At 28.8% G+C, this 22,940-nt stretch carries 14 protein-coding genes; all 14 read right to left on the minus strand.

Features of this window, described 5'->3' with window-relative positions:
- Positions 1-53: 53 nt before the first annotated feature.
- Positions 54-1,478: a pyruvate kinase gene (gene pyk, locus KYD98_RS15135; protein WP_219780890.1), complete on the minus strand. Its 1,425-nt coding sequence runs from the start codon at positions 1,476-1,478 to the stop codon at positions 54-56.
- Between the two features lie 62 nt (positions 1,479-1,540).
- Positions 1,541-2,503 carry a 6-phosphofructokinase gene (gene pfkA / locus KYD98_RS15140; RefSeq protein WP_219780891.1) on the minus strand — a complete coding sequence of 321 codons (963 nt, stop codon included), beginning with the start codon at positions 2,501-2,503 and terminating at the stop codon, positions 1,541-1,543.
- A 422-nt stretch (positions 2,504-2,925) separates the two neighbouring features.
- The gene (locus tag KYD98_RS15145; protein WP_219780892.1) at positions 2,926-6,498 is read right to left on the minus strand and encodes a DNA polymerase III subunit alpha; all 3,573 of its coding nucleotides are present in this window, start codon (positions 6,496-6,498) and stop codon (positions 2,926-2,928) included.
- A 703-nt stretch (positions 6,499-7,201) separates the two neighbouring features.
- Positions 7,202-7,486, minus strand: coding sequence for a Dabb family protein (locus tag KYD98_RS15150; RefSeq protein WP_219780893.1), 285 nt, complete (start codon positions 7,484-7,486; stop codon positions 7,202-7,204).
- Between the two features lie 268 nt (positions 7,487-7,754).
- Entirely contained in the window at positions 7,755-8,702 is a 948-nt protein-coding gene (whiA, locus tag KYD98_RS15155; protein ID WP_219780894.1) for a DNA-binding protein WhiA, read from the minus strand.
- 102 nt (positions 8,703-8,804) lie between these two features.
- Positions 8,805-10,163 carry a gluconeogenesis morphogenetic factor MgfK gene (gene mgfK / locus KYD98_RS15160; RefSeq protein ID WP_219780895.1) on the minus strand — a complete coding sequence of 453 codons (1,359 nt, stop codon included), beginning with the start codon at positions 10,161-10,163 and terminating at the stop codon, positions 8,805-8,807.
- Positions 10,160-11,044 carry an RNase adapter RapZ gene (gene rapZ, locus KYD98_RS15165; RefSeq protein ID WP_219780896.1) on the minus strand — a complete coding sequence of 295 codons (885 nt, stop codon included), beginning with the start codon at positions 11,042-11,044 and terminating at the stop codon, positions 10,160-10,162. Before rapZ ends, mgfK begins: the two co-directional genes overlap by 4 nt.
- 201 nt (positions 11,045-11,245) lie before the next feature.
- Entirely contained in the window at positions 11,246-12,160 is a 915-nt protein-coding gene (gene murB / locus KYD98_RS15170) for a UDP-N-acetylmuramate dehydrogenase (RefSeq protein ID WP_219780897.1), read from the minus strand.
- 102 nt (positions 12,161-12,262) lie between these two features.
- Complete coding sequence (gene uvrC / locus KYD98_RS15175; protein ID WP_219780952.1) at positions 12,263-14,137, minus strand: excinuclease ABC subunit UvrC; 1,875 nt, start codon at positions 14,135-14,137, stop codon at positions 12,263-12,265.
- A 94-nt stretch (positions 14,138-14,231) separates the two neighbouring features.
- On the minus strand, positions 14,232-15,710 hold the full coding sequence (locus KYD98_RS15180; RefSeq protein WP_219780898.1) for a peptidoglycan D,D-transpeptidase FtsI family protein: 1,479 nt from the start codon (positions 15,708-15,710) through the stop codon (positions 14,232-14,234).
- Positions 15,711-15,713: 3 nt separating this feature from the next.
- Positions 15,714-16,904, minus strand: coding sequence for an FtsW/RodA/SpoVE family cell cycle protein (locus KYD98_RS15185; RefSeq protein WP_219780953.1), 1,191 nt, complete (start codon positions 16,902-16,904; stop codon positions 15,714-15,716).
- 54 nt (positions 16,905-16,958) lie between these two features.
- Positions 16,959-17,405: an FHA domain-containing protein gene (locus KYD98_RS15190; protein WP_219780899.1), complete on the minus strand. Its 447-nt coding sequence runs from the start codon at positions 17,403-17,405 to the stop codon at positions 16,959-16,961.
- Between the two features lie 132 nt (positions 17,406-17,537).
- Positions 17,538-20,360 carry an excinuclease ABC subunit UvrA gene (uvrA, locus tag KYD98_RS15195; protein ID WP_219780900.1) on the minus strand — a complete coding sequence of 941 codons (2,823 nt, stop codon included), beginning with the start codon at positions 20,358-20,360 and terminating at the stop codon, positions 17,538-17,540.
- 486 nt (positions 20,361-20,846) lie between these two features.
- Complete coding sequence (uvrB, locus tag KYD98_RS15200; protein ID WP_219780901.1) at positions 20,847-22,814, minus strand: excinuclease ABC subunit UvrB; 1,968 nt, start codon at positions 22,812-22,814, stop codon at positions 20,847-20,849.
- Between the last annotated feature and the right edge of the window lie 126 nt (positions 22,815-22,940).

Consider the following 22,940-nt stretch of genomic DNA (forward strand, 5'->3'; position numbering starts at 1 on the left):
TTAAAGAATAAAAAAACTCTCGATTAAATCGAGAGTTTTTATTAAGTACTATATTATTCGCCTACTACGCTTACTTTTAATAAGTTAGTTGTTCCAACTTTATCAACTGGAACTCCAGCAGCGATAACTACTGTATCACCATTTTCAACGTATTTATGTTCTTTAGCTATTTCAACTGATTTTACCATCATTTCATCTGTTGATGCCATTTTTTCAGCTACTATTGGGTATACTCCCCATGAGAATGCTAATTGTTTAGCTACTACTTCGCTTGGAGTAACAGCTATAATTGGACATTCTGGTCTGCATTGAGAAATTCTCTTAGCAGTTGCACCACTTTGAGTTGATGATATTATAGCAGCTGCATCTAATTCGTTAGCTGCATTACAAGCTGCTCTTGAAATAACTCCTGACATTGCAGGTATGTGAGATTTAGCAGTTGAAACTGCAACTTTATGAGTTAATTGCTTTTCAGTTTCTTCAGCAATTTTAGCCATAGTGCTTACTGCTTCTACTGGGTAAGTTCCGTTAGCACTTTCTCCTGATAACATTATTGCATCAGTACCATCTAAGATTGCATTAGCTACGTCTGAAACTTCTGCTCTAGTTGGTCTTGGGTTTCTTATCATTGAGTCTAACATTTGAGTTGCTGTAACAACTGGTTTTCCAGCAGCATTACATTTTTGAATAATCATTTTTTGAACTGCAGGTACTTGTTCTATTGGAATTTCAACACCTAGGTCTCCTCTAGCTACCATTATAGCATCTGAGATTTCTAAGATTGAATCTATGTTATCAACACCTTCTTGATTTTCGATTTTAGGGCAGATTAAGATATTTTCTCCACCATTTTCATCAAGAACTTTTCTTATAGCTTTTACGTCTGCTGCTTTTCTTACGAATGAAGCTGCTATCATAGTAACACCCATTTTACATCCGAAGATTAGGTCTGCTGTATCTTTTTCAGTTAAAGCTGGTAATTGAATTGAAACTCCTGGTACGTTAACTCCTTTATGAGTTCCAACTAATCCAGTGTTTTGAACTTCACATTTAACTGCGTTTCCTTCTACTGATTTAACAGTTAATCCTACTAAACCATCATCTATTAAGATTGTGTTTCCTGGCTTAACATCATTAGCTAATCCTTCGTAAGTAACTGCACATTTTGTAGTGTCTCCAACTACTGACATGTCTCCTGCATATACTGTAAATTCTGAACCTTTAACTAATTCAACTTTGTTTGGTTCGAATTTTCCTGTTCTGATTTCTGGTCCTTTTGTATCAAGAATAATAGCGATTTCTTTGTTAAGTTTCTTTGATAATTCCTTAACTTTTTCTATTCTTCCTCTATGTTCTTCGTGATCTCCATGTGAAAAATTATGTCTTGAAGCATTCATACCTGCTAACATTACTTTTTCTAATATTTCTTTGTCTTCACTTGCTGGTCCAATAGTACAGATCATTTTAGTCTTTCTCATGCACTTAACACTCCTCTTTGTTTTAATTGATTCATAAAAAATTTATATAAATAAAAAATTTATTAACGTGATAATATGTCAGCTACTTCATATAATTTTTCATCAAATTTGCTTTCAATAGCTAAAGCTTCATCTATATCTTGATCTATAATCTTATTATCTTTAATTCCTATAACTTTTGAAGTTTCTCCTTCTAAAAGTACTTCTATAGCTCTTGATCCTAATCTTGAAGCTAAAACTCTATCTGATGCTGATGGTGCTCCACCTCTTTGAATATGTCCTAAAATAGTTGCTCTTGTTTCTATTCCTGTTAATTCTTCAACATATTTTGCTAATTCAAAAGCTCCACCAATTCCTTCTGCAAGAATTACTATGCTATGCATTTTTCCATTGTTTTTTCCTTCTAATATTGTTCTGCAAAGAGCATCTTTATCAAAGTCTCCCATTTCTGGAACTATGATACTTTCTGCACCACATGATAAACCTGCATGAAGAGCTAAATCTCCACAATCTCTTCCCATAACTTCTATTATTGAAACTCTTTCATGTGAAGTTGAAGTATCTCTAATTTTGTTTATTGCATCTACAACAGTATTTAATGCAGTATCAAATCCTATTGTAAAATCAGTATAAGCTAAATCATTATCAATAGTTCCTGGTAAACCAATTGTTTTAATTCCAAGCTTTGATAATAACTTTGCACCCATGAAAGATCCGTCTCCACCAATAACTACTAAAGCATCTACACCATAAGCATTTAATATTTTAGCAGCTCTTTTTCTAACTTCTTCTTCCTTGAATTCCGGACATCTGGCTGTTCTTAGTATTGTTCCACCTCTTTGAATTATATCTGATACTGAAGTTTTGTCCATTGCAAATAGTTCACCATTAAGTAGTCCACTATATCCTCTTTGAACTCCCATAACTTCAAGACCATTAGCAATTGCAGTTCTTACAACCGCTCTAATAGCAGCGTTCATTCCTGGTGCATCTCCACCACTTGTTAAGACAGCTATTTTTTTCATAATATATTCCTCCTCAAACAACAACTAGGACACCAAAAGTCCTACTTGTGCAAAATTTATCCACATCTCATTAACCAATAATAATTGTACATAAAAATTTGATATTTATCAATCATATTTAGATAAGTTTTGATATTCCTCTATCAATATCATGAAAATTCATAAAATCTTTCTAAGGGTTTTAGACAATTTTCTAGTTAATATCTATATTTTTATAATTTAAATTTATTACATAATAAATTTGTATGGTTTAAATAGATATTAAATAATGCACAATATATATTATAACCAACTAACTTAAAAATCATATAAAGTTCTTATATTTTTATAATTTTAATTATTGTAATATTTTTCATTTACTTAATTAATATATAGTAATAGGTATTCTTGTAAAGATTATATGAAAATCTTAAATTTTCAAATTATAATTCAACTATTTTTACATTTTCATCTCCCAAATAATTCCTTAACCTATTCATCACCTCACTTTCCAATGATACCCATCTATCTCTAGGAACTCTAAATTGTTGTCTTTGTTCTGCTGCAAAAATATAGATTGGTGTATCTCCTTTACAGTCATTAATTAAATTTTTTAAATTATTGTTAAGTTCCCTAGCTTTGATTGTATTATCTACCTTTAGATATATTTTAGAACTATTTACTTTTTCTAAAGGTTCTATACTTTCACATATTAGTTTGGGCAATTCTTCAGCTTTTAAACTTATTCTTCCCTTAATTATAACTAAGCTATCTTCTATACATAAATTTCTAACTCTATCTAATGTTTTAGGAAATACTATTACTTCTATTGTTCCTGACAAATCCTCCAACTTTAAAAATGCCATAATTGTATTATTTCTAGTTACTTTTTTATCCACTTGTGTAAGTATTCCACCTAAAATAACTCTATCATTATCTTTTATTCCGACTTCATTATTTATTAAAATATCTTCATTCATATCTAGTTCAATTGGTGAATCTAAGCTTTCATGAGTTGAGAATATTTTTCCAATTTCATTTGATGTTTGCATTTTAAGACTTTGAGCATAATCATCTAATGGATGACCTGATATATACAATCCTGTCATTTCTTTTTCCATCGTTAAAAGACTTCTTTTGTCAAATTCATTTATATTAGGATATTGTATCTCTGGTTGTTTTAAATCATCTGATCCAAAAAGACTTATTTGTCCATCAATATTTCTCTTTCTATCATTTGAAACATTATCCATCACTTTTTCATATACTGCTAAAAGCTTTGATCTATAAATTTTGAAACTATCAAATGCACCTGCTTTTATTAAACTTTCTGTTGCACGTTTATTTATTGCTGATAAATCAATTTTATTTATAAAATCTACTAATGACTCAAACTTTCCTTTAGCTTCTCTTGTATTAACAACACTATTTATTAAGTTTACACCTACATTTTTTATAGCTGCTAACCCAAATCTTATAGTATTATCTTTAACAGTAAACTTTGAAAAACTCTCATTTATATCAGGCGGAAGTACTTGTATTCCTAATTCTTCTGCCTTAGAAATATAATATACAACTTTTTCACTAGTTCCCATAAATGAATTAAGCATTGCTGCAATCATTTCTACTGGATAATATCTCATTAAATAAGCTGTTTGATATCCAACAACTGCATATGCTGCTGCATGTGATTTGTTAAATGCATAAGATGCAAAATCCATCATTGAATCAAATATTTTATTTGCAGCTTCTTCACTTATTCCATTTCTTACGCAACCTGGTACTACTACTTCATCATTTTCAACAATTCCATAAATGAAATTTTTTCTTTCCTCTTCCATAACTTTATGTTTTTTCTTTGACATAGCTCTTCTAACTAAATCACTTCTACCCATAGAATATCCTGCTAAATCTCTAACTGTTTGCATAACTTGTTCTTGATAAACTAAACAACCATAAGTTACTTTTAATATTGGCTCTAGTTCTTTTGTAATATAAGTAACTTTTTCAGGATTTCTTTTTCCATCTATATATTTAGGTATTTCAGCCATTGGACCTGGTCTATATAAAGATATTCCTGCAATTATATCTTCTAATGAATCTGGCTTTAAATCCTTCATGAACGATACCATTCCTGGAGATTCTAATTGAAATACTCCTGCTGTCTTACCTTCACCGATCATCTTATAGACTTCTTTATCAGCAAAATTTATTTTATCTAAGTCTATATCTACGCCTCTATTTTCTTTAATTATCTTTATAGCTTCATTCATAACAGTTAATGTTCTAAGACCTAAGAAGTCCATTTTAAGCAATCCAAGTTCTTCTAACTCTCCCATTACAAATTGTGTTACTATCATTTCATCATTTTTTTGAAGTGGCACATATTCAACCAATGGATTAGATGAAATAACAACTCCTGCTGCATGAGTTGAAGAATGCCTTGGAAGTCCTTCTAGATCCTTTGACATGTCTATTAATACTTTTACCCTATCATCAGTATCATAGATTGCTTTAAGCTCTGGATTAAGCTCTAAAGCCTTTTCTATTGTAATACCTAAAACTGTTGGTATCATTTTAGAAATTTTATCAACTTCGCTATAAGTGTAATTCATCGCTCTACCAACATCTCTTATGCAAGCTCTAGCTGCCATTGTTCCAAATGTTATTATTTGAGATACATTGTCTGCTCCATACTTTTCTACTACATAATCAATTACTTCTTGTCTTCTTTCATAGCAAAAATCGCTATCAATATCGGGCATAGAGACTCTTTCAGGATTTAAAAATCTTTCAAACAGCAAACTATAATTTATTGGGTCTATCTTTGTAATTCCTAAAGTATATGCAACTATTGAACCTGCTGCCGATCCTCTTCCTGGGCCTGTTGGTATTCCTTTTTCATTTGAAAACCTAATAAAATCCCAAACTATTAAGAAATAATCAACATATCCCATTTGCTTTATAATTTGTAATTCGTATTCTAATCTATCTATATAATTTTTCACATTTTCATTTGATTCTTTTAAATTATTAAGTTTATCATAATCTAAAGATTTTTCTCTGAACTCTTTAAATTCCTCATATCTATCAATCAATCCTATATAACACGTGTCTCTAAGATATTCATATGGATCTTGGCCTTCTTCTAATGGGAATTTAGGCAACTTAGATTTATGAAATTCATACTCATAATTGCACTCATCTGCAATCTTTATAGTATTTTCTAACGCTTCTGGTATGTACGAGAACATATCCCACATTTCCTCAGGAGACTTTAAATAAAACTGATCTGATGGGTATCTTCTTCTATTAGTATCATCTACAGTTTTTCCTGTTTGAATACACATTAATATATCATGAGATTTTGAATCCTCTTTTTTTATGTAATGAACATCATTTGTTGCAACTAATGGAATTCCAGTTTCTTGTGACATCTTTATATTCAGTTCATTTACTTTTCTTTGTTCATCCATTCCATGATTTTGTATTTCTAAATAAAAATCTTCCTTAAAAATATCTTTATATAATAATGCAACCTCTTTAGCTTTATCATAGTTTCCTATAAGTTCATAATGTTGTACCTCTCCTCCAAGACAAGCACTTAAAGCAATTAATCCCTCACTATGTTCTCTCAAATACTCATGATCAACTCTTGGTTTATAATAAAATCCTTCTATAGATGCTGCTGAGACAATTTTCATTAAATTTTCATATCCTGTTTCATTTTTAACTAATAAAACCAAATGATGTGTAGAATTATCTTTATCCGGTTGTTTTATTTTCATTGATTTAGCCGCAACATAAATCTCACATCCCAGTATTGGTTTTATATCATTTTCTACAGCTGCTTTATAAAAATCAACTAATCCATATAAAACTCCATGATCAGTAATAGCTATACTTTTCATGCCAAGTTCTTTTGCTTTTTTAATAATTTTTTCTACCTTACCAGAGCCATCTAGCAAACTATATTCAGTATGAAGATGAAGATGGCAAAATTCTTTTTTATTCAAAGTGTCTCACCCCCCAATTTAATTAAATAAAGTGGCTATGCCACGTTTCAATGAACAGTTGACATTTGACAATGGACAATTGTGGTTGAAAGCCATAGGCTTTCTTTAATATATATTGTTTACAAATCAATTTGTGATTTTATCCTAAATTGTACATTATAAATTTAAAAATTCTCTAACCCTAAAATTAAAAACATAATTTTATAAATTATCCACAGAATTTTTAGGCACATTAAAGAAAATAACAAGTCCAAAATGCGATGTATATTTTGCGTCAGGCAAGGAAGCATAATGGTTTAATAGCGAGCTATTAGGTCATTATTCTAACGTAAAATGACACAAAATAGACTAGCATATTAATTTGTTATTTTTTTGAATGTGCCTTATCACCTCTAACATATGTGTTAATAATATGTGATTATAGCTTATATACTACTTCTAAAACTTTTAAAAATAGTGTTGATATTGTAGTATAAGGGCGAACTGGCATTGAAATTTTCTTTTTAGAACTCTTAATGAAGATTTGTACAATTAATTGCTTGTCAAAAGTAAGAATCCAAATTTTATATTTGGTTCTTCGAACTTTCACAGCGTACAATCTTGGATTGAGAGCATGCATTAATTGGACTAATATTTATTTTAGAGTTCTTAAAGAAAATTTCCCTGTTCATGAGCTTTATACTACAATATTAACATTCACTTATTAAAAATCTAGTGATTTACTGCACTCTAAATATGGCGCTATAACTTTCTTAACCTTCTCTACATGAAATTCATTTACATCATATGCAAGACAATCTTCCTTTGAATCAAACCTTGTTATAATTCCAATATCAAAACTTCTCTCACTTCTTATTACATCTATTCCCACTTCTAGTTCTTTTAATTCCTCTATGTTACCATTCATGCTTAATAAAGCTTGTTCTACAAATTTTATATTCTCCTTTGTGGGTTCCTTAAGTTTAAAAAATACTATGTGTGTAAACATAATCCCATCTCCCTATCTTCAAATTAGATTATATTTTTAGTATACTGTTACTATTTTTGTATAAGGGCGAATTGGAATTAGAATTTCCTTTTTAGAACCCTTAATAAAGATTTGTACAATTAACTGCCTGTCACAATCTTTGATTTGGAACATGCATTAATTGGACTAATATTTATTTTAGAGTTCTTAAAGGAAATTCCCTGTCCATAAGCTTTATACAAAAATAGTAACATTTATTTAAAATATAATCTTTTATTAAAAGTACTTTCTAGTTCCCTGTTCTTAGTTCCTCAGCTATTTTTTCTATTTTTCTTAATCTATGATTTATTCCCGACTTTCCAACTGGAGGATCTAACATCTCCCCTAATTCTTTTAAAGATTCTTCAGGATAATTAAGTCTTAATTCTGCAACTTCTCTAAGATTTTTAGGTAATCTTTGAAGTCCTATTTTATTCTGTATTAATCTTATGCTTTCAACTTGCCTTACTGCCGCATTAACTGTTTTTGATAAATTAGCAGTTTCACAGTTAACAAGTCTATTTACATTATTTCTCATTTCCTTCATTATTCTTATATTTTCTAGCTCTAATAATGATGAATGAGCTCCTATTATATTAAGTAAGTCTACAATTTGTTCACCTTCCTTAATATATATTATGAAACTACTTTTTCTTTGAATAACTTTAGAATTCAGCTTAAAAGTATTTATAAGATCTTTTAAATCAAGTGCGTACTCTTCACTATGAGTTACAAATTCTAAATGATACGTTCTTTCAGGATTGCTTATACTTCCACCACCAATAAAAGCCCCTCTTATATAAGCTCTTTTCTCTTCTTCAGTTTTAACCATATCTTGATTAATTCTATAATCAAGATTCATAACTCCATCAATTTCTGTTAATATACCTGTTTCATGTAATAAATCTTTGACGCCCATATCTGCTGATATTACTACCATGTAAATATTATTTTTCTTTAAAGAGTTACTTTTTTTAACCATCAATTTTGAGTGAATATCAAAATGTTCTTTTAAAAGAGTAAATATAAGTCTTGCACTTGATGGATTTTCTGTGGTCATCTTAAAGCTCAATCCACTTCCACTAAAAGCTATTGTTCCACTTACCTTCATTATGGCGGATAATTCTGCTAATGCTTCTTCTTTGGTCATATCTGAATATCTACATATCTCGCCTTTAACTTTAGATGAAAATGACATCTTATTTCCCCTTATCTATAAATTTATTTTGGTGCTGTTTCAAAAATATATTTATTTGCTACAATATCAATAATATTCATTTAATTTGAAACAGCACAGTTTTTAAATTTTTGTTTCCATTCTATTTTTTTCTTCTCTAACTCTCTCACTTATACGTTGAGATAAATACATATATTCTATTATCTTCTTCTTGTCATATAAAAGTTTCTTTTCCATAATTGTTTCAACTAAAACCTTTGCTAATTTATCAGCATCATGTTTTATGAAACCTTCTTTTATTTTTACTAAATTATATCCAACAATTTTTACGCCTAAACTATTAATATTTTCTTCATCTAATTTTACTAGTTCAGCGCCTTCTAATTGATATTTTTCTTTTAATTTATCAGGGATTTTTCCTATATTTGCAATAACATAGTTTACTATATCCTTACCACCATATTTTGTTAAAACTTTTAAATGATCAGAAACATTAAACCCTGTTGTTTCACCAGGTTGAGTCATTATATTTGAAATATACATTTTAAGTGCATCACTTTTTCTTACTTCTTTTGATATATCTTTTACTAATAAGTTGGGTGTTATACTAGTATAAAGACTTCCTGGCCCCATAACTATAGCATCTGCTTCACGGATAGCCTGTATTGCTTCTTTTAAAGCTTTTGCATCTTCTGGTATTATTCTGAAATTTGCAATTTTAGAGTTTTGTTTTATTGCTTCTTCCGGAATTTGAGATTCACCCTTAATAATGCTCCCATTTTCTAAAGTAGCCTCTAATTCCATATTATCTAAAGTTACAGGTACAACTTTTCCAGTAACTGCTAATACAGAACTCATTTTTTGTACTGCTTCTTCAAAATTATCTGATATTCCATCCATAGCTGCTAAAAATAAATTACCAAAACTTTGATTTTTTAATCTACCATCTTTAAATCTATATTGTAATAAATTCTCCATAATAGGTTCTGTATCTGCTAATGCTAAAATACAGTTTCTTATATCTCCAGGTGGTAACATCCCTAAATCTTCTCTTAAGTCTCCAGAACCTCCACCATCATCAGCAACTGTTACAATTGCTGTTATATTAGAAGTATAAAATTTTAATCCTCTAAGCATAGTAGAAAGCCCTGTTCCTCCACCAATTACTACAATTTTAGGTCCTTTTATAAGCAATCTTTTTTCTTCTATAAAACTTTCTATCTTTTTGCTATCAAAAGATACCTTTATATACCCTCTATTTACCAATGCAATTATTGATTTCATACTTTCTGTAATTGCAATATATAATACAAATAAACCTGTAATATTTAGAAATATATAAAATATTTTATAATATAAATCATATACTCTATGAGTTACTAATTCTGTAAAACCGAAAGCTATTAATAATATTCCAAATATACCAAATGCAAGCCATCTTTTAACTTTTATACCTGGTTTTATCCAATGCTTAAGCTTCATAGTTTCTTTTCTCCTCTATGAAGATCTTCACCAACATCTCTATGCTCAATTTTAGCTTTATAGTTTTCATTATTTAACCTAGTATAAACTTCATTAGCAATGGCTACAGAACGATGTCTTCCACCAGTACATCCTATTGATATTATAAGTTGTCTTTTTCCTTCTTTAATATAATTCGGAATTAAATATCTAAGCATATCTTGTAGTTTATCTATAAAAGTAATAGTCTCTTCTTGCTTTAAAACATAATCTTTTACAGACTTATCATTTCCTGAATATTGTTTAAGCTCTGGAATGTAAAATGGATTAGGAATAAATCTAACATCAAAAACTAAATCCGAGTCTACTGGTATTCCATATTTAAACCCAAAACTTAATACAGTAATTGATAATTGCTTTTCAATTTCAATATGTTCACCATAATTTTCATTGATTTTTTCTCTTAAATCTCTTATTGCATATTTAGATGTATCTATTATTATATCAGCTCTATTTTTAAGTTCTCTTAATTTACTTCTTTCCTGAATAATTCCATTTAAAACTCTTCCATCAGGAGATAATGGATGACTTCTTCTAGACTCTTTAAATCTTTTTATAAGAACTTCATCTGATGAATCTAAAAATAATATTTCGTATTTAAATTCATTCTCTTTTAAATAATTTAATGTCTCAAATAAATCATCAAAGAAAACTCCTCCTCTAATATCAATAACTAAAGCTACTTTTTCAATCTTTCCATCACTTTGAGAACATAACTCTGCAAATTTATTAATTAATTTTGGTGGAAGATTATCCACACAAAAATATCCTAAATCTTCTAAACTTCTTGTTGCTTCTGTTTTACCTGCACCTGATAATCCTGTAACTATAACAAATCTCATTACAAACCCTCCTTATTTAATTTATGTTTATTAAAACACTGCCTTTTATCTAAAATTCTTATTAAATTTCTAAATGACTTCACTTTAAAATTATAACATATCAGTATTATATTTTAGCTTCAAACCATATATTTTAATTTGAAAAATAAAAACCCAAAAGTTTAATTCTTTTGAGTTTTTACATTGATATAAAAAGTAGTTTTAATCTTCACCTATTATCCTTACTTCAGGATATAAATCCACATTAAATTGTATTTTAACTTCTTCTTGAACATGCTTTATAACTGCTAAAATATCTTTAGCTGTTGCATTTGATTTATTTATTACAAAACCTGAATGTTTATCAGAAACAGCAGCTCCGCCAATAGTAAATCCTTTTAATCCAGCATCTTCAATTAATTTTCCTGCAAAATGTCCTTCTGGTCTTTTAAATGTGCTTCCAGCTGATGGATACTCTAAAGGCTGTCTCTCTTCTCTTCTTTGAGTTAAATCTGAAACTCTACTTTCAACTTTTTCTTTTTCTCCATCTTTAAGATCAAATGTTGCACTTAAAACAACATAACCTTTTTTCATAACTATAGAAGTTCTATAACCCAATTCTAATTCATCTTTAGATAAAGTAATAATTTTACCCTCATCATTAATAACTTCTGCTTCTTTAATAACAAAAGATATTTCACCATCATAAGCGCCTGCATTCATAAATACAGCACCACCTACACTACCTGGAATTCCACATGCAAATTCAAATCCTGTTAATGATGCATTTAATGCTTGATTTGAAACATCTTTAAGCAACGCACCACACTCTGCTTTTATTATATTATTGTTTCTTTCTATATTATTAAGATCACATAACTTTATAACAACGCCTCTAATTCCTGAATCTTTTACTAAAATATTAGATCCATTTCCTATAACGTAAAAAGGAATATTGTTAGACTTACATATTTTAATAGCTTCTACTATTTGTTCTTTAGTATTTGGAGTTAAAAGTATATCTACTGGTCCCCCAACTTTAAAATGTGTATGTTCACTCATTTTGGCATTCTGTTGTATCTGTGTCTCTTTGTATAAAGTGCTAAACAAACCCTTATATTTTTCATTTTGATCCATTCTAAAACTCCTCAAATACTGATATTAATTTTATTAAAGATAGTATAATTATTTCATCTTCTAAAACAATTAATTATTATTTCCGTATTATTATAGCATAATTTATTTATTCTGTTCATTTTTTTTAAAATAAGATAAAATGCTATTTGCAGACTTATTATCTATAGATTCAGTTTCTAAAAGTTCCTCTAATGTAGCTTTTTTTATATTATCAATACTTCCAAATTTCATAAGCAACGATCTTCTTCTTTTTTCTCCAATATACGGTATATCTTCTAATACAGAATGTAGCGTTTTTTTATCTCTTAGTGTTCTATGATATGTTATTGCAAACCTATGTACTTCATCTTGTATTCTTCTTATCAATTGCATAAGATTAGAACTTCTATTTATAATAATCTCTTCGTTATTATATATTATTCCTCTTGTTGAATGATGGTTATCTTTAACTAGACCACATACTGGTATCTCTATACTTAATTTATTTAAAATCTCTTTAGCTACGTTAATTTGACCTTTTCCTCCATCCATCATAATTAAATCTGGGAAATTAGAGAATTTTCCATTAGAAAATTGTAGATTTCTATCTTGAATTTGTTTTATCTCCTCTAATCCACGAAGGAATCTTCTTTCTAATATTTCCCTCATACTATCATATTCATTTCCATTTTTTACTGATTTTATGCCAAATCTTCTATAATCACTATTTTTAGCTTTACCTTGCTCAAATACTATCATAGAGCCTACAGAATCTACACCTTGTATGTTAGAAATATCATATGCCTCTATGCGCATTGGTATATCATCTAAAGCTAGTAATTGTTGTATTTCTTCTAAACACAGTCTATTATTTTTTTCGTCTTTTAAAATTTTTTCTTTAAATTGTTCTAATGTAACTTTAGCATTACTTTTTACTAATTCAAGCATTTCTTTTTTACTTCCTTTTACAGGAACTTTAACCCAAACTTTAGATCCTCTTTTTATTGTCAAAAACTCTTCTAAAATTTCAGTATCATCAGTTTGAGGAATATAGATATTTTTAGGTACCTTAGATGTTCCTTTATAAAATGAAATAATAAATTGTGATAAAATACTTGAATCTTCTTGATATGTACTATTTTCAATTATAAAATGTTCTCTTCCAGTTACTTTTCCATCTCTTAAAAAGAATACTTGAACACAACAATCTTTATCATCTTTATACAAATTGATAAAATCTTCATCACCTTCTTGAGATTTAAAAATCTTTTGCTTTTCAATTATATTATCTATAGCAATTATCTTATCTCTTAATGAAGCTGCTTTTTCAAATTCTAATTGAGATGAAAATTCATCCATTTCTTTTTTTAACTTACTAACAATAGTTTTATCTTTTCCACTTAAAACATCCATAACTTCATTTATCATATTTCTATATTCATCAATAGAAACATATCCTGCACAAGGTGCATTACATTTTTTAATATGATAATTTAAACATGGTCTTGTTGGTACTCCCCCATCAGTTATAGCTTTTTTGCATGTCCTTATTGGAAATATTTTTTTTATTAAGTTCATTGTTTCATATACTGATGAAACGTTAGTATATGGTCCAAAATATTTATTTCCATCCTTAGCATATTTCCTTGTAATAAAAATCTTTGGAAAGTCTTCATTTACAGTTACTTTTATAAAAGGATAAAATTTATCATCTTTTAAAAGTATATTATATTTAGGACTATATTTCTTTATTAAATTACATTCTAAAATTAAAGCTTCCATTTCAGAATCTGTAACTATATATTCAAATTCCGAAATATTTTTTACCATTGTTTTAACTTTCTCTGAATGATTTTTAGAGTTTTGAAAGTATTGTCTAATTCTATTTTTTAATATTTTAGCTTTACCAACATATATAACTTCACCAAGTTCATTTTTCATTAAATATACCCCTGGCTTTTCTGGTAAAATCTTTAATTGGTTTTTAAAATCAAAAATTTCAATCACCTCCAAAGTATTTTAGGCACATCAAAGAAAATAATGGTTCAAAGATGTGCCTTAAATTTATTTTAAATCATTCTAGAGTAAGTAGTTATTTAGATAAAGCTGTCTTAATAACTCTTCCAGCAGTTTGAGCTGCTGCCCCTGCTCCAAATCCCCCATTTTCTACTATAACAGCAACTGCTACTTTGGGATCCTTTTCTGGAGCAAATCCTATAAACCATGAATGTGGAGTAGCATCCTGCCCATTAGAAAGTTTATAATCTGCTGTACCTGTTTTTCCGCAAGTATTGGTTCCTTGAAAAATACTCCAACTACCATTAACTCTAGAATCAACTAAGTTTTTCATATACTCTGTTATTATTTCAGCATCTTTTGCAGACATAACTTGTTTATTTACTTTTGGATCTATAGTTTTAACAGTATTTCCATTTTGGTCAATTATAGTATTTACTAATTTAGGTTCCATCATTTTTCCATCATTTGCAATAGTACCTGCTACTAATGCCATTTGCATTGGCGTTGCTAAAATACTACTTTGACCTATTCCAGTTTGAGCTATGCTACCAACCTCAGCTTTTTTCAATGTTGGAAACTGGCTTTTTTGTATTGTAAATCCATTTGCTTCAATAGAGTTGTTAAAACCAAATTTTTCTGCTGTTTCTTTTAATTTATCGTTTCCTAATTCCATAGCTAAACCACCAAAAACTACATTACTAGATACTCTAAATGCTTCTTTAAGATCTAACGAACCATATGCCGCTCCACCAGCGTTACTTAATGACTGCTTTTCATTAAAAACTAATTTACCATCATCTTGAAATGTTCTGTTAGTAATTCCAGCTATATTTTCTAAAGCACTTGTAAGTGTTATTGTCTTAAATGTTGATCCTGGAGGATACAATCCATATGTAGCTCTATTAATTAATGGTGTATCCTCAGCTTTTCCTTCATTAGCTGCTTTCATAGAACCCGCTAAATCATTAGGATTATATGTTGGTTTAGATACCATTGCTAATACTTCTCCCGTTTTGGGATTTAAAGCAACAACTGCCCCTTTATTATTTCCTAATGCATCATATGCAATTTTTTGAATATCTGGATCTAAAGTTGTTATTATACTATTACCAATCTTATTATTATCTTCACTTCTATTTTTAAACAAATCTTTTAATTTATCAAAACTAAAATCTTTAGTTAAATTTATTAATTCACCATTGATAGAACTATCTGTTGTTAATTCCTTGCCATAGGAATCTTCAAGTCCTGTCCTCTTGTAAACTGGATCTACATATCCTAGAACATGAGTATATAAATCACCATAAACATATTCTCTCTTTTGTGTAAGAGCATCTTTTCTTTCACTCTTCGTTAAAGCATTTTTATTTCTATCATATATGGTTCCTCTTAATACTTTATTTTGTTCAGCCCATATTCTCTTATTTCCTTGTTGCTCTGCAATATCTGGAGCTTTAAATACTTGAAAATAAGCAATATATGATATAAGACCTACAAAACAAAATAAAAAAACAACCATTACCTTTTTTACACTATTTGAAATATCATTCATTGCTTATCCCTCCTCTGATATCTTCTGAAGTATAGCAAGTGAAAAGAACATAGTTATAACTGATGAACCTCCATAACTAATTAGAGGTAATGTAATACCTGTTAATGGTATTACTGCAAATACACCACCAATAATAACCAAAACTTGGCATGCTATCATTGAACTAAATCCTATTGTATTTAACTGAGAAAATCTATCTTTAATAATAAATGCTGATCTCATTCCTCTATAAAACATTAAGAAATATATAATCATAACTCCAAGTCCAATAATTATTCCAAGTTCTTCACAAATTACTGCAAATATAAAATCTGAAGTATTAATTGGAACAAATCCTGGATATCCTTTTCCTAATCCGCTTCCAAAAAGCCCCCCAGATGAAATAGCATACATTCCCTCTACTATTTGATATCCTTGACCAGTTGGATCGCTCCAAGGATTTCTCCATATTTGTACTCTTTGTCTTACATGACCGAATAAATTGTAAGCAACAAAAGCTCCTGCTAAAAACAAAACTAAACTTATTATTACATATTTCTTTTTTCCTGTTCCAACATAAAGCATCGTAACTGCTATTCCAAAAAATATTAAAGCTGATCCCAAATCTTTTTGAAGAACCATACAACCTAATGAAAACATAACTACTAAAGCAGGTTCCCAAAGTTGTTTAAAATCTTCTATAATATTGTTTTTATCTTCATAACCTTGAAGTGCTGCAGCAAGATACAACACAAATGCTACCTTACCAAATTCTGATGGTTGGAATCCTGTACCGCCAATAAATATCCAGTTAGTTGATCCATTTACTTCTCTACCAAATATTAAAGCTAATGGCATTAGAATTAATGTTATTCCCATGAATACCCATTTATATTTCCCAAATTCTCGTATGTCTGGTATTGATAGAATAATAACCATATAAATAATAATACCTGCTGTCACCCAAATTAATTGTTTGAATGCAACATCACTATCTAATCTATATAACACAGCTATACCTATAACTGACAATATACATGAAAATATAAATAAAAACCTATCACCATTAGGATAAAATTTTTTCATTAAAACTTTAGCCACAGTGATTAAAATACATATCATTAATCCCATATATATTGCACCTTTATCTATAGGATCTTTTAATATAGCTAAATTAACAAAAAGTGCCATACACAATAAGTAAGTTAACACCATTAACTTGCTATCACCATTTTTCGTCCTCACGATTTCACCTCATCCGCTAATCTTTTAGCTTAAAACTTTAAAAACAGAAGTTCCTATTCTTATTTCGTCTTTATTAGATAATTTTTGTTTACCTCTTATTTTATTTCCATTGACATAAGTACCGTTAGTACTTTCTAAATCTTCTATTATCAATCCCATATTCCGTACAATTATTTTCGCATGATTTCCTGATACATGTTGATCAGATAATACAATTGAATTATTATCTTTTCTTCCTATACTAATATCCATTCTTACTGGAATAACTGAGCCTTCTTTTAAGTCAGCATTAACACCACATCTTAATATTTCTAGTCCAAAATTTCCTCTAGAATGATTAATAGGTTTTCTTCTTTTTGAACCACCTTTAATATCTTTATACATTATTTTTAGAGCATAATAAATAATTACATATAATACAATAATAAAAATTACTCCAAATATTCCAGTAGATACTTTTGAAAAATTCATAACTTCACCTCAATATCTATTTCCTATATCATAATAATGATTATACAACAAAAAAATTAATTAGGCACATCAAAGAAAATATTAGTTCAAAAATGTGCCTTATATTTTTTGGGATCTATTTTTTTATTTAAATCATAATAATTTTTTTAAATACTTACCTGTATACGACTCTTTTACTTTACATAGTTCTTCTGGTGTACCTGTTTTAATAATAGTACCACCTTTATCTCCACCTTCTGGTCCTAAATCTATCAAATAATCTGCACATTTAATCATATCTAAATTATGTTCGATTACTACAACCGTATTTCCTGCATTTACTAATCTTTGCAATATCTGAATTAATCTATTAACATCATCAACATGAAGACCAGTTGTAGGTTCATCTAAAATATATAGAGTCTTTCCTGTACTTCTTTTTGAAAGTTCTGTAGCTAGTTTTATTCTTTGAGCTTCTCCTCCTGATAGTTGAGTAGAAGGTTGACCTAATCTTATATAACCTAGCCCTACATCATTTAATGTTTTTAATTTATTTTTAATCCTTGGTATATTTTCAAAGAATTCCAAAGCTTCTTCAACTGTCATTTTTAATATATCATCTATATTTTTACCCTTATATTTAACTTCTAAAGTTTCTCTATTATATCTTTTTCCTTTACATACTTCGCAAGGTACATAAACATCAGATAAAAATTGCATTTCAATTTTTATTATTCCATCTCCAGAACAAGCTTCACATCTTCCTCCTTTAACATTAAAACTAAATCTTCCTTGCTTATATCCTCTCATTTTAGCTTCATTAGTTTGAGAGAAAAGTTCTCTTATTATATCAAATGTTCCGGTATATGTAGCTGGATTAGAACGTGGAGTTCTTCCTATAGGACTTTGGTCTATATCTATTATTTTATCTATGTTTTCATATCCTTTTATTTCTTTATACTTTCCTACTGGGTTTTTACTCTTATTTATTATTCTATTTAATCCTTTATATAGTATTTCATTAACAAAAGTACTCTTTCCTGATCCAGAAACTCCTGTAACTATAGTAAAAGTTTCTAATGGAATAGATACATTTATATTCTTTAAATTATTTTCTTGTGCTCCAGTAACAGTTATTTGTTTTCCATTACCTTTTCTTCTTTCACTTGGTACATCAATAAATTTTTCTCCTGTTAAATATTGTCCTGTAATTGATTCTTTACATTCTTTAATCTCATCAACAGTTCCTACTGCAACAACTTCTCCTCCATGCTCTCCAGCTCTAGGGCCAATATCAACAATACAATCTGCTTCTCTTATAGTATCTTCATCATGTTCAACAACAATAACAGTATTACCTACATCTCTTAAATTCTTTAAAGTTTTTATAAGTCTATCATTATCTCTTTGGTGAAGTCCTATACTAGGTTCATCTAATATATATAAAACCCCCATTAATGAAGATCCTATTTGAGTTGCTAATCTTATTCTTTGAGATTCTCCACCTGATAAAGTTCCTGATTTTCTTGATAGATTTAAATAATTAAGTCCAACATCAAGTAAAAATTGAAGTCTATTTCTAATTTCCTTTACAATTTGTTCACTAATTATCTTATTCTTCTCAGAAAATTCTATGCTATTTAAAAAATCTAATTCTTCATTTATTGGCAAATTGGTAAACTCATATATATTTTTTCTACCAACTTTAACTGCTAATGCTTCTTTTTTTAATCTTGCCCCTTTACATTTAGGACAAAAATTATCACTCATATATTGCTCAATTTCGCCTTTTATATAATCTGAATTAGTTTCTCTATATCTTCTTTTTAAGGCATTTATTTCACCCTCAAATGCATAATTGTAAGTAGCTTTTACACCTTCTTTAGTATAAGTTACTTTAAGCTTCTTTCCATTAGTTCCATATAATAATAAATCAATTTCTTCTTTAGTTAAATCCTTTATTGGTACATTTAAATGTAACCCACACTCTTTCTCTAATGCTTTTAATATTGCATATGTCCAAGAATCTTCTTTTAGTCTACCTGATCCCCAACTTGCTACTGCACCATCCATTATACTAAGGTCTTTATTAGGAATAACTAATTTTTCATCAATCTCAAATAATGTTCCTAATCCGTCACAGTAATCACATTTTCCAAATGGTGAATTAAACGAAAATAACCTAGGTGCAAGTTCATCTAAGCTTATTCCGCAATCTGGACAAGAAAATCTTTCACTAAATAAAACATCCTCTTTTCCTATAATATTAGCTATTACTAATCCTTCTCCAAGTTTTAAAGCAGACTCAATAGATTCTGACAATCTTCCTGCTATATCCTCTTTTATAACAATTCTGTCTATAACTGCTTCTATATTATGTTTTTTAGTTTTTTCTAATATAACTTCTTCTTCAGTTAAATCATATATTTCCCCATCTATCCTAGCTCTAATAAAACCATTTCTTTTTATGTTCTCTAATATCTTTTCATGATTACCCTTTCTTCCACGAACTACTGGTGCTAATATTTGAATCTTAGTTTTATCCCCATAAGACATTATTTTATCTACTATTTGATCCACAGACTGTTGTGAAATCTCTTTGCCACACTTAGGACAATGTGGAACACCAACTCTTGCGTACAATAATCTTAAATAATCATAAATTTCTGTTATAGTTCCAACTGTAGATCTTGGATTTTTGCTTGTAGTCTTTTGATCTATCGATATTGCTGGAGATAATCCTTCTATGTATTCTACATCTGGTTTATCCATTTGACCTAAAAATTGTCTTGCATAAGAAGATAATGATTCTACGTAACGTCTTTGCCCTTCAGCATATAATGTATCAAAAGCTAACGAAGATTTTCCTGACCCTGATAACCCAGTAAATACAACTAACTTATCTCTGGGTATTTCTAAACTTACATTTTTTAAATTATTAACTTTTGCTCCCTTAATTACTATCTTATCGTTCATACTACCCCTCTTTTCTAATATGCTTTAAAATACCAGTTAATTATTATACTAAATACTAATATTGTTCTAAAACATAATCTTAAATTTAATTTTCAATACACTTAATATAAAAATTCTTTAACTTAATATATTAGAAATATAAAAATAAGGGAATCATTGTATCTTCAACTTTATTATAAGTAATATTCAAAAAAATAATAAATCTATATATTTAATCTAATATTCTTTTATCTGTCTAAAGCCTTATCATTTAATAATACTGCAAATAATATAAATTATTATGAATATATTATTAAATTAATCTTACAACTGTATTCCCTATTTAGGCATATTCAAAAAATAATAAGTTAATCTCTTGGTCTATTTTGTGTCATACTTCGTCAGCGAACTCTCGCAATAGCCCGACTATTCCGAGGCTTCACTCCCTTGTCTGACGCAAAATATCCTCAAAATCTTTGACTTATTATTTTATTTCATATACCTTAATTATTTTTTTAAATTTTCTATTAAATCCCTTAATTCAGCCGCTCTTTCGAATTGTAAATTCTTTGCAGCTAATAACATTTCTGATGTATAATCTTTTATCAACTTATCTTTTTCCTTCTTTGTAAGTTTCTTATTTTCTTCAACCCTATATTCTTCAACTTCCTCTGAAACTTTAGTAGCTTCTATAACATCCCTAACTTCTTTATTAATAGTTGTTGGAGTTATATTATGTTTTTCATTATATTTTATTTGAATTTCTCTTCTTCTCTTTGTTTCACTTATTGCTTTATCCATAGATTTAGTAATATTGTCTGCATACATTATTACCTTACTCTCTGCATTTCTAGCAGCTCTTCCTATTGTTTGGATTAATGATGTCTCTGATCTTAAAAATCCTTCTTTATCTGCATCTAATATTGCCACAAGAGCAACTTCTGGAATATCAAGACCTTCCCTTAAAAGGTTTATTCCAACTAAAACATCAAACTCTCCAAGTCTTAAATCTCTGATAATTTTCATTCTTTCAATTGTATCTATATCTGAATGCATATAAGTTGTTTTAATTCCTAGTTCAATTAAATACTTAGTTAAATCTTCTGCCATTCTTTTGGTTAATGTAGTTATTAGAGTTCTAAAACCTTTTTCTGATGTTTCTTTAATTTGCGCATATAAATCATCTATTTGTCCTTTAACAGGTTTAATTATAATTTCTGGATCTAATAGCCCTGTTGGTCTTATAACCTGCTCTGCTATCTCTTTTGAATGTTCCATTTCATATAGCGCTGGTGTAGCACTTACAAATACCACTTGATCAATTTTCTTTTCAAATTCCTCAAACTTTAATGGTCTATTATCATAAGCACATGGAAGTCTGAATCCGTAATCTACTAAAGTATTCTTTCTTGACCTATCACCTGCATACATAGCCCTAACTTGTGGCAAGGTAACATGACTTTCGTCTATAAACATTAAAAAATCATCTGGAAAATAATCTATTAAAGTTTTAGGTGGAGTTCCTGGACTTCTACCATCTAAAATTCTTGAATAATTCTCTATACCACTGCAATAACCCATTTCTTTCATCATCTCAATATCAAAATTAGTTCTTTGTCTTAATCTTTGAGCTTCTAAAAGTTTTTCTTGTGAATTAAGTTCTCTTAATCTATCCTCTAATTCATCTTCTATTTGCACAATAGCTTTATCTACTCTTTCCTTTGATGTTGCAAAGTGAGATGCAGGAAATATAGATACATGATTTCTTTCACCAATTATTGTTCCCGTTAATACATCAAATTCTCTTATTCTATCTATTTCATCTCCAAAAAACTCAATTCTAATTCCTTTACTTGAAGTTGAAGATGGAATTATATCTAATAAATCTCCTCTAACTCTAAAAGTACCTCTAGAAAAATCTATATCATTTCGTTCATACTGAATTTCTATAAGCTTCTTTATAATCTCATCTCGTTCTTTTTCCATACCTTTTCTTAGGCTTATAGTTAATTTTTTATATTCGTCTGGATTACCAAGACCATAAATGCATGAAACAGATGCTACAATTATTACATCTCTTCTTTCAAAAAGAGCTGATGTAGCTGAATGTCTAAGTTTATCTATTTCATCATTTATAGAAGCATCCTTTTCAATAAAAGTATCAGTTTGTGGTACATACGCCTCTGGTTGATAATAATCATAATAAGATACAAAATATTCAACTATATTCTCCGGAAAAAATTCCTTAAACTCAGAACATAATTGAGCCGCTAATGTCTTATTATGTGCCAAAATTATTGTAGGTCTTTGAAGTCTTTCTATGATATTAGCCATAGTAAAAGTTTTACCTGACCCAGTTACTCCAAGTAATGTTTGCCCTCTATTATTATTTTTTATAGATTTTACTAGTTTATTTATTGCTTCTGGCTGATCTCCTGTTGGTTTAAATTTTGAATGTATTTTAAAATTCCCCATATATAACACCTCATTTTTGCGAACAAATATTCGTATGTATTGTATTTATATTTTACTTTTCATTATAAATTAAGTCAACAATTCATTAAATATTATTAAAAGAATAAAAAAAGAGATAAAATATAA

This window comes from Clostridium weizhouense (genome assembly GCF_019431045.1).
GTDB lineage: Bacteria > Bacillota > Clostridia > Clostridiales > Clostridiaceae > Clostridium > Clostridium weizhouense.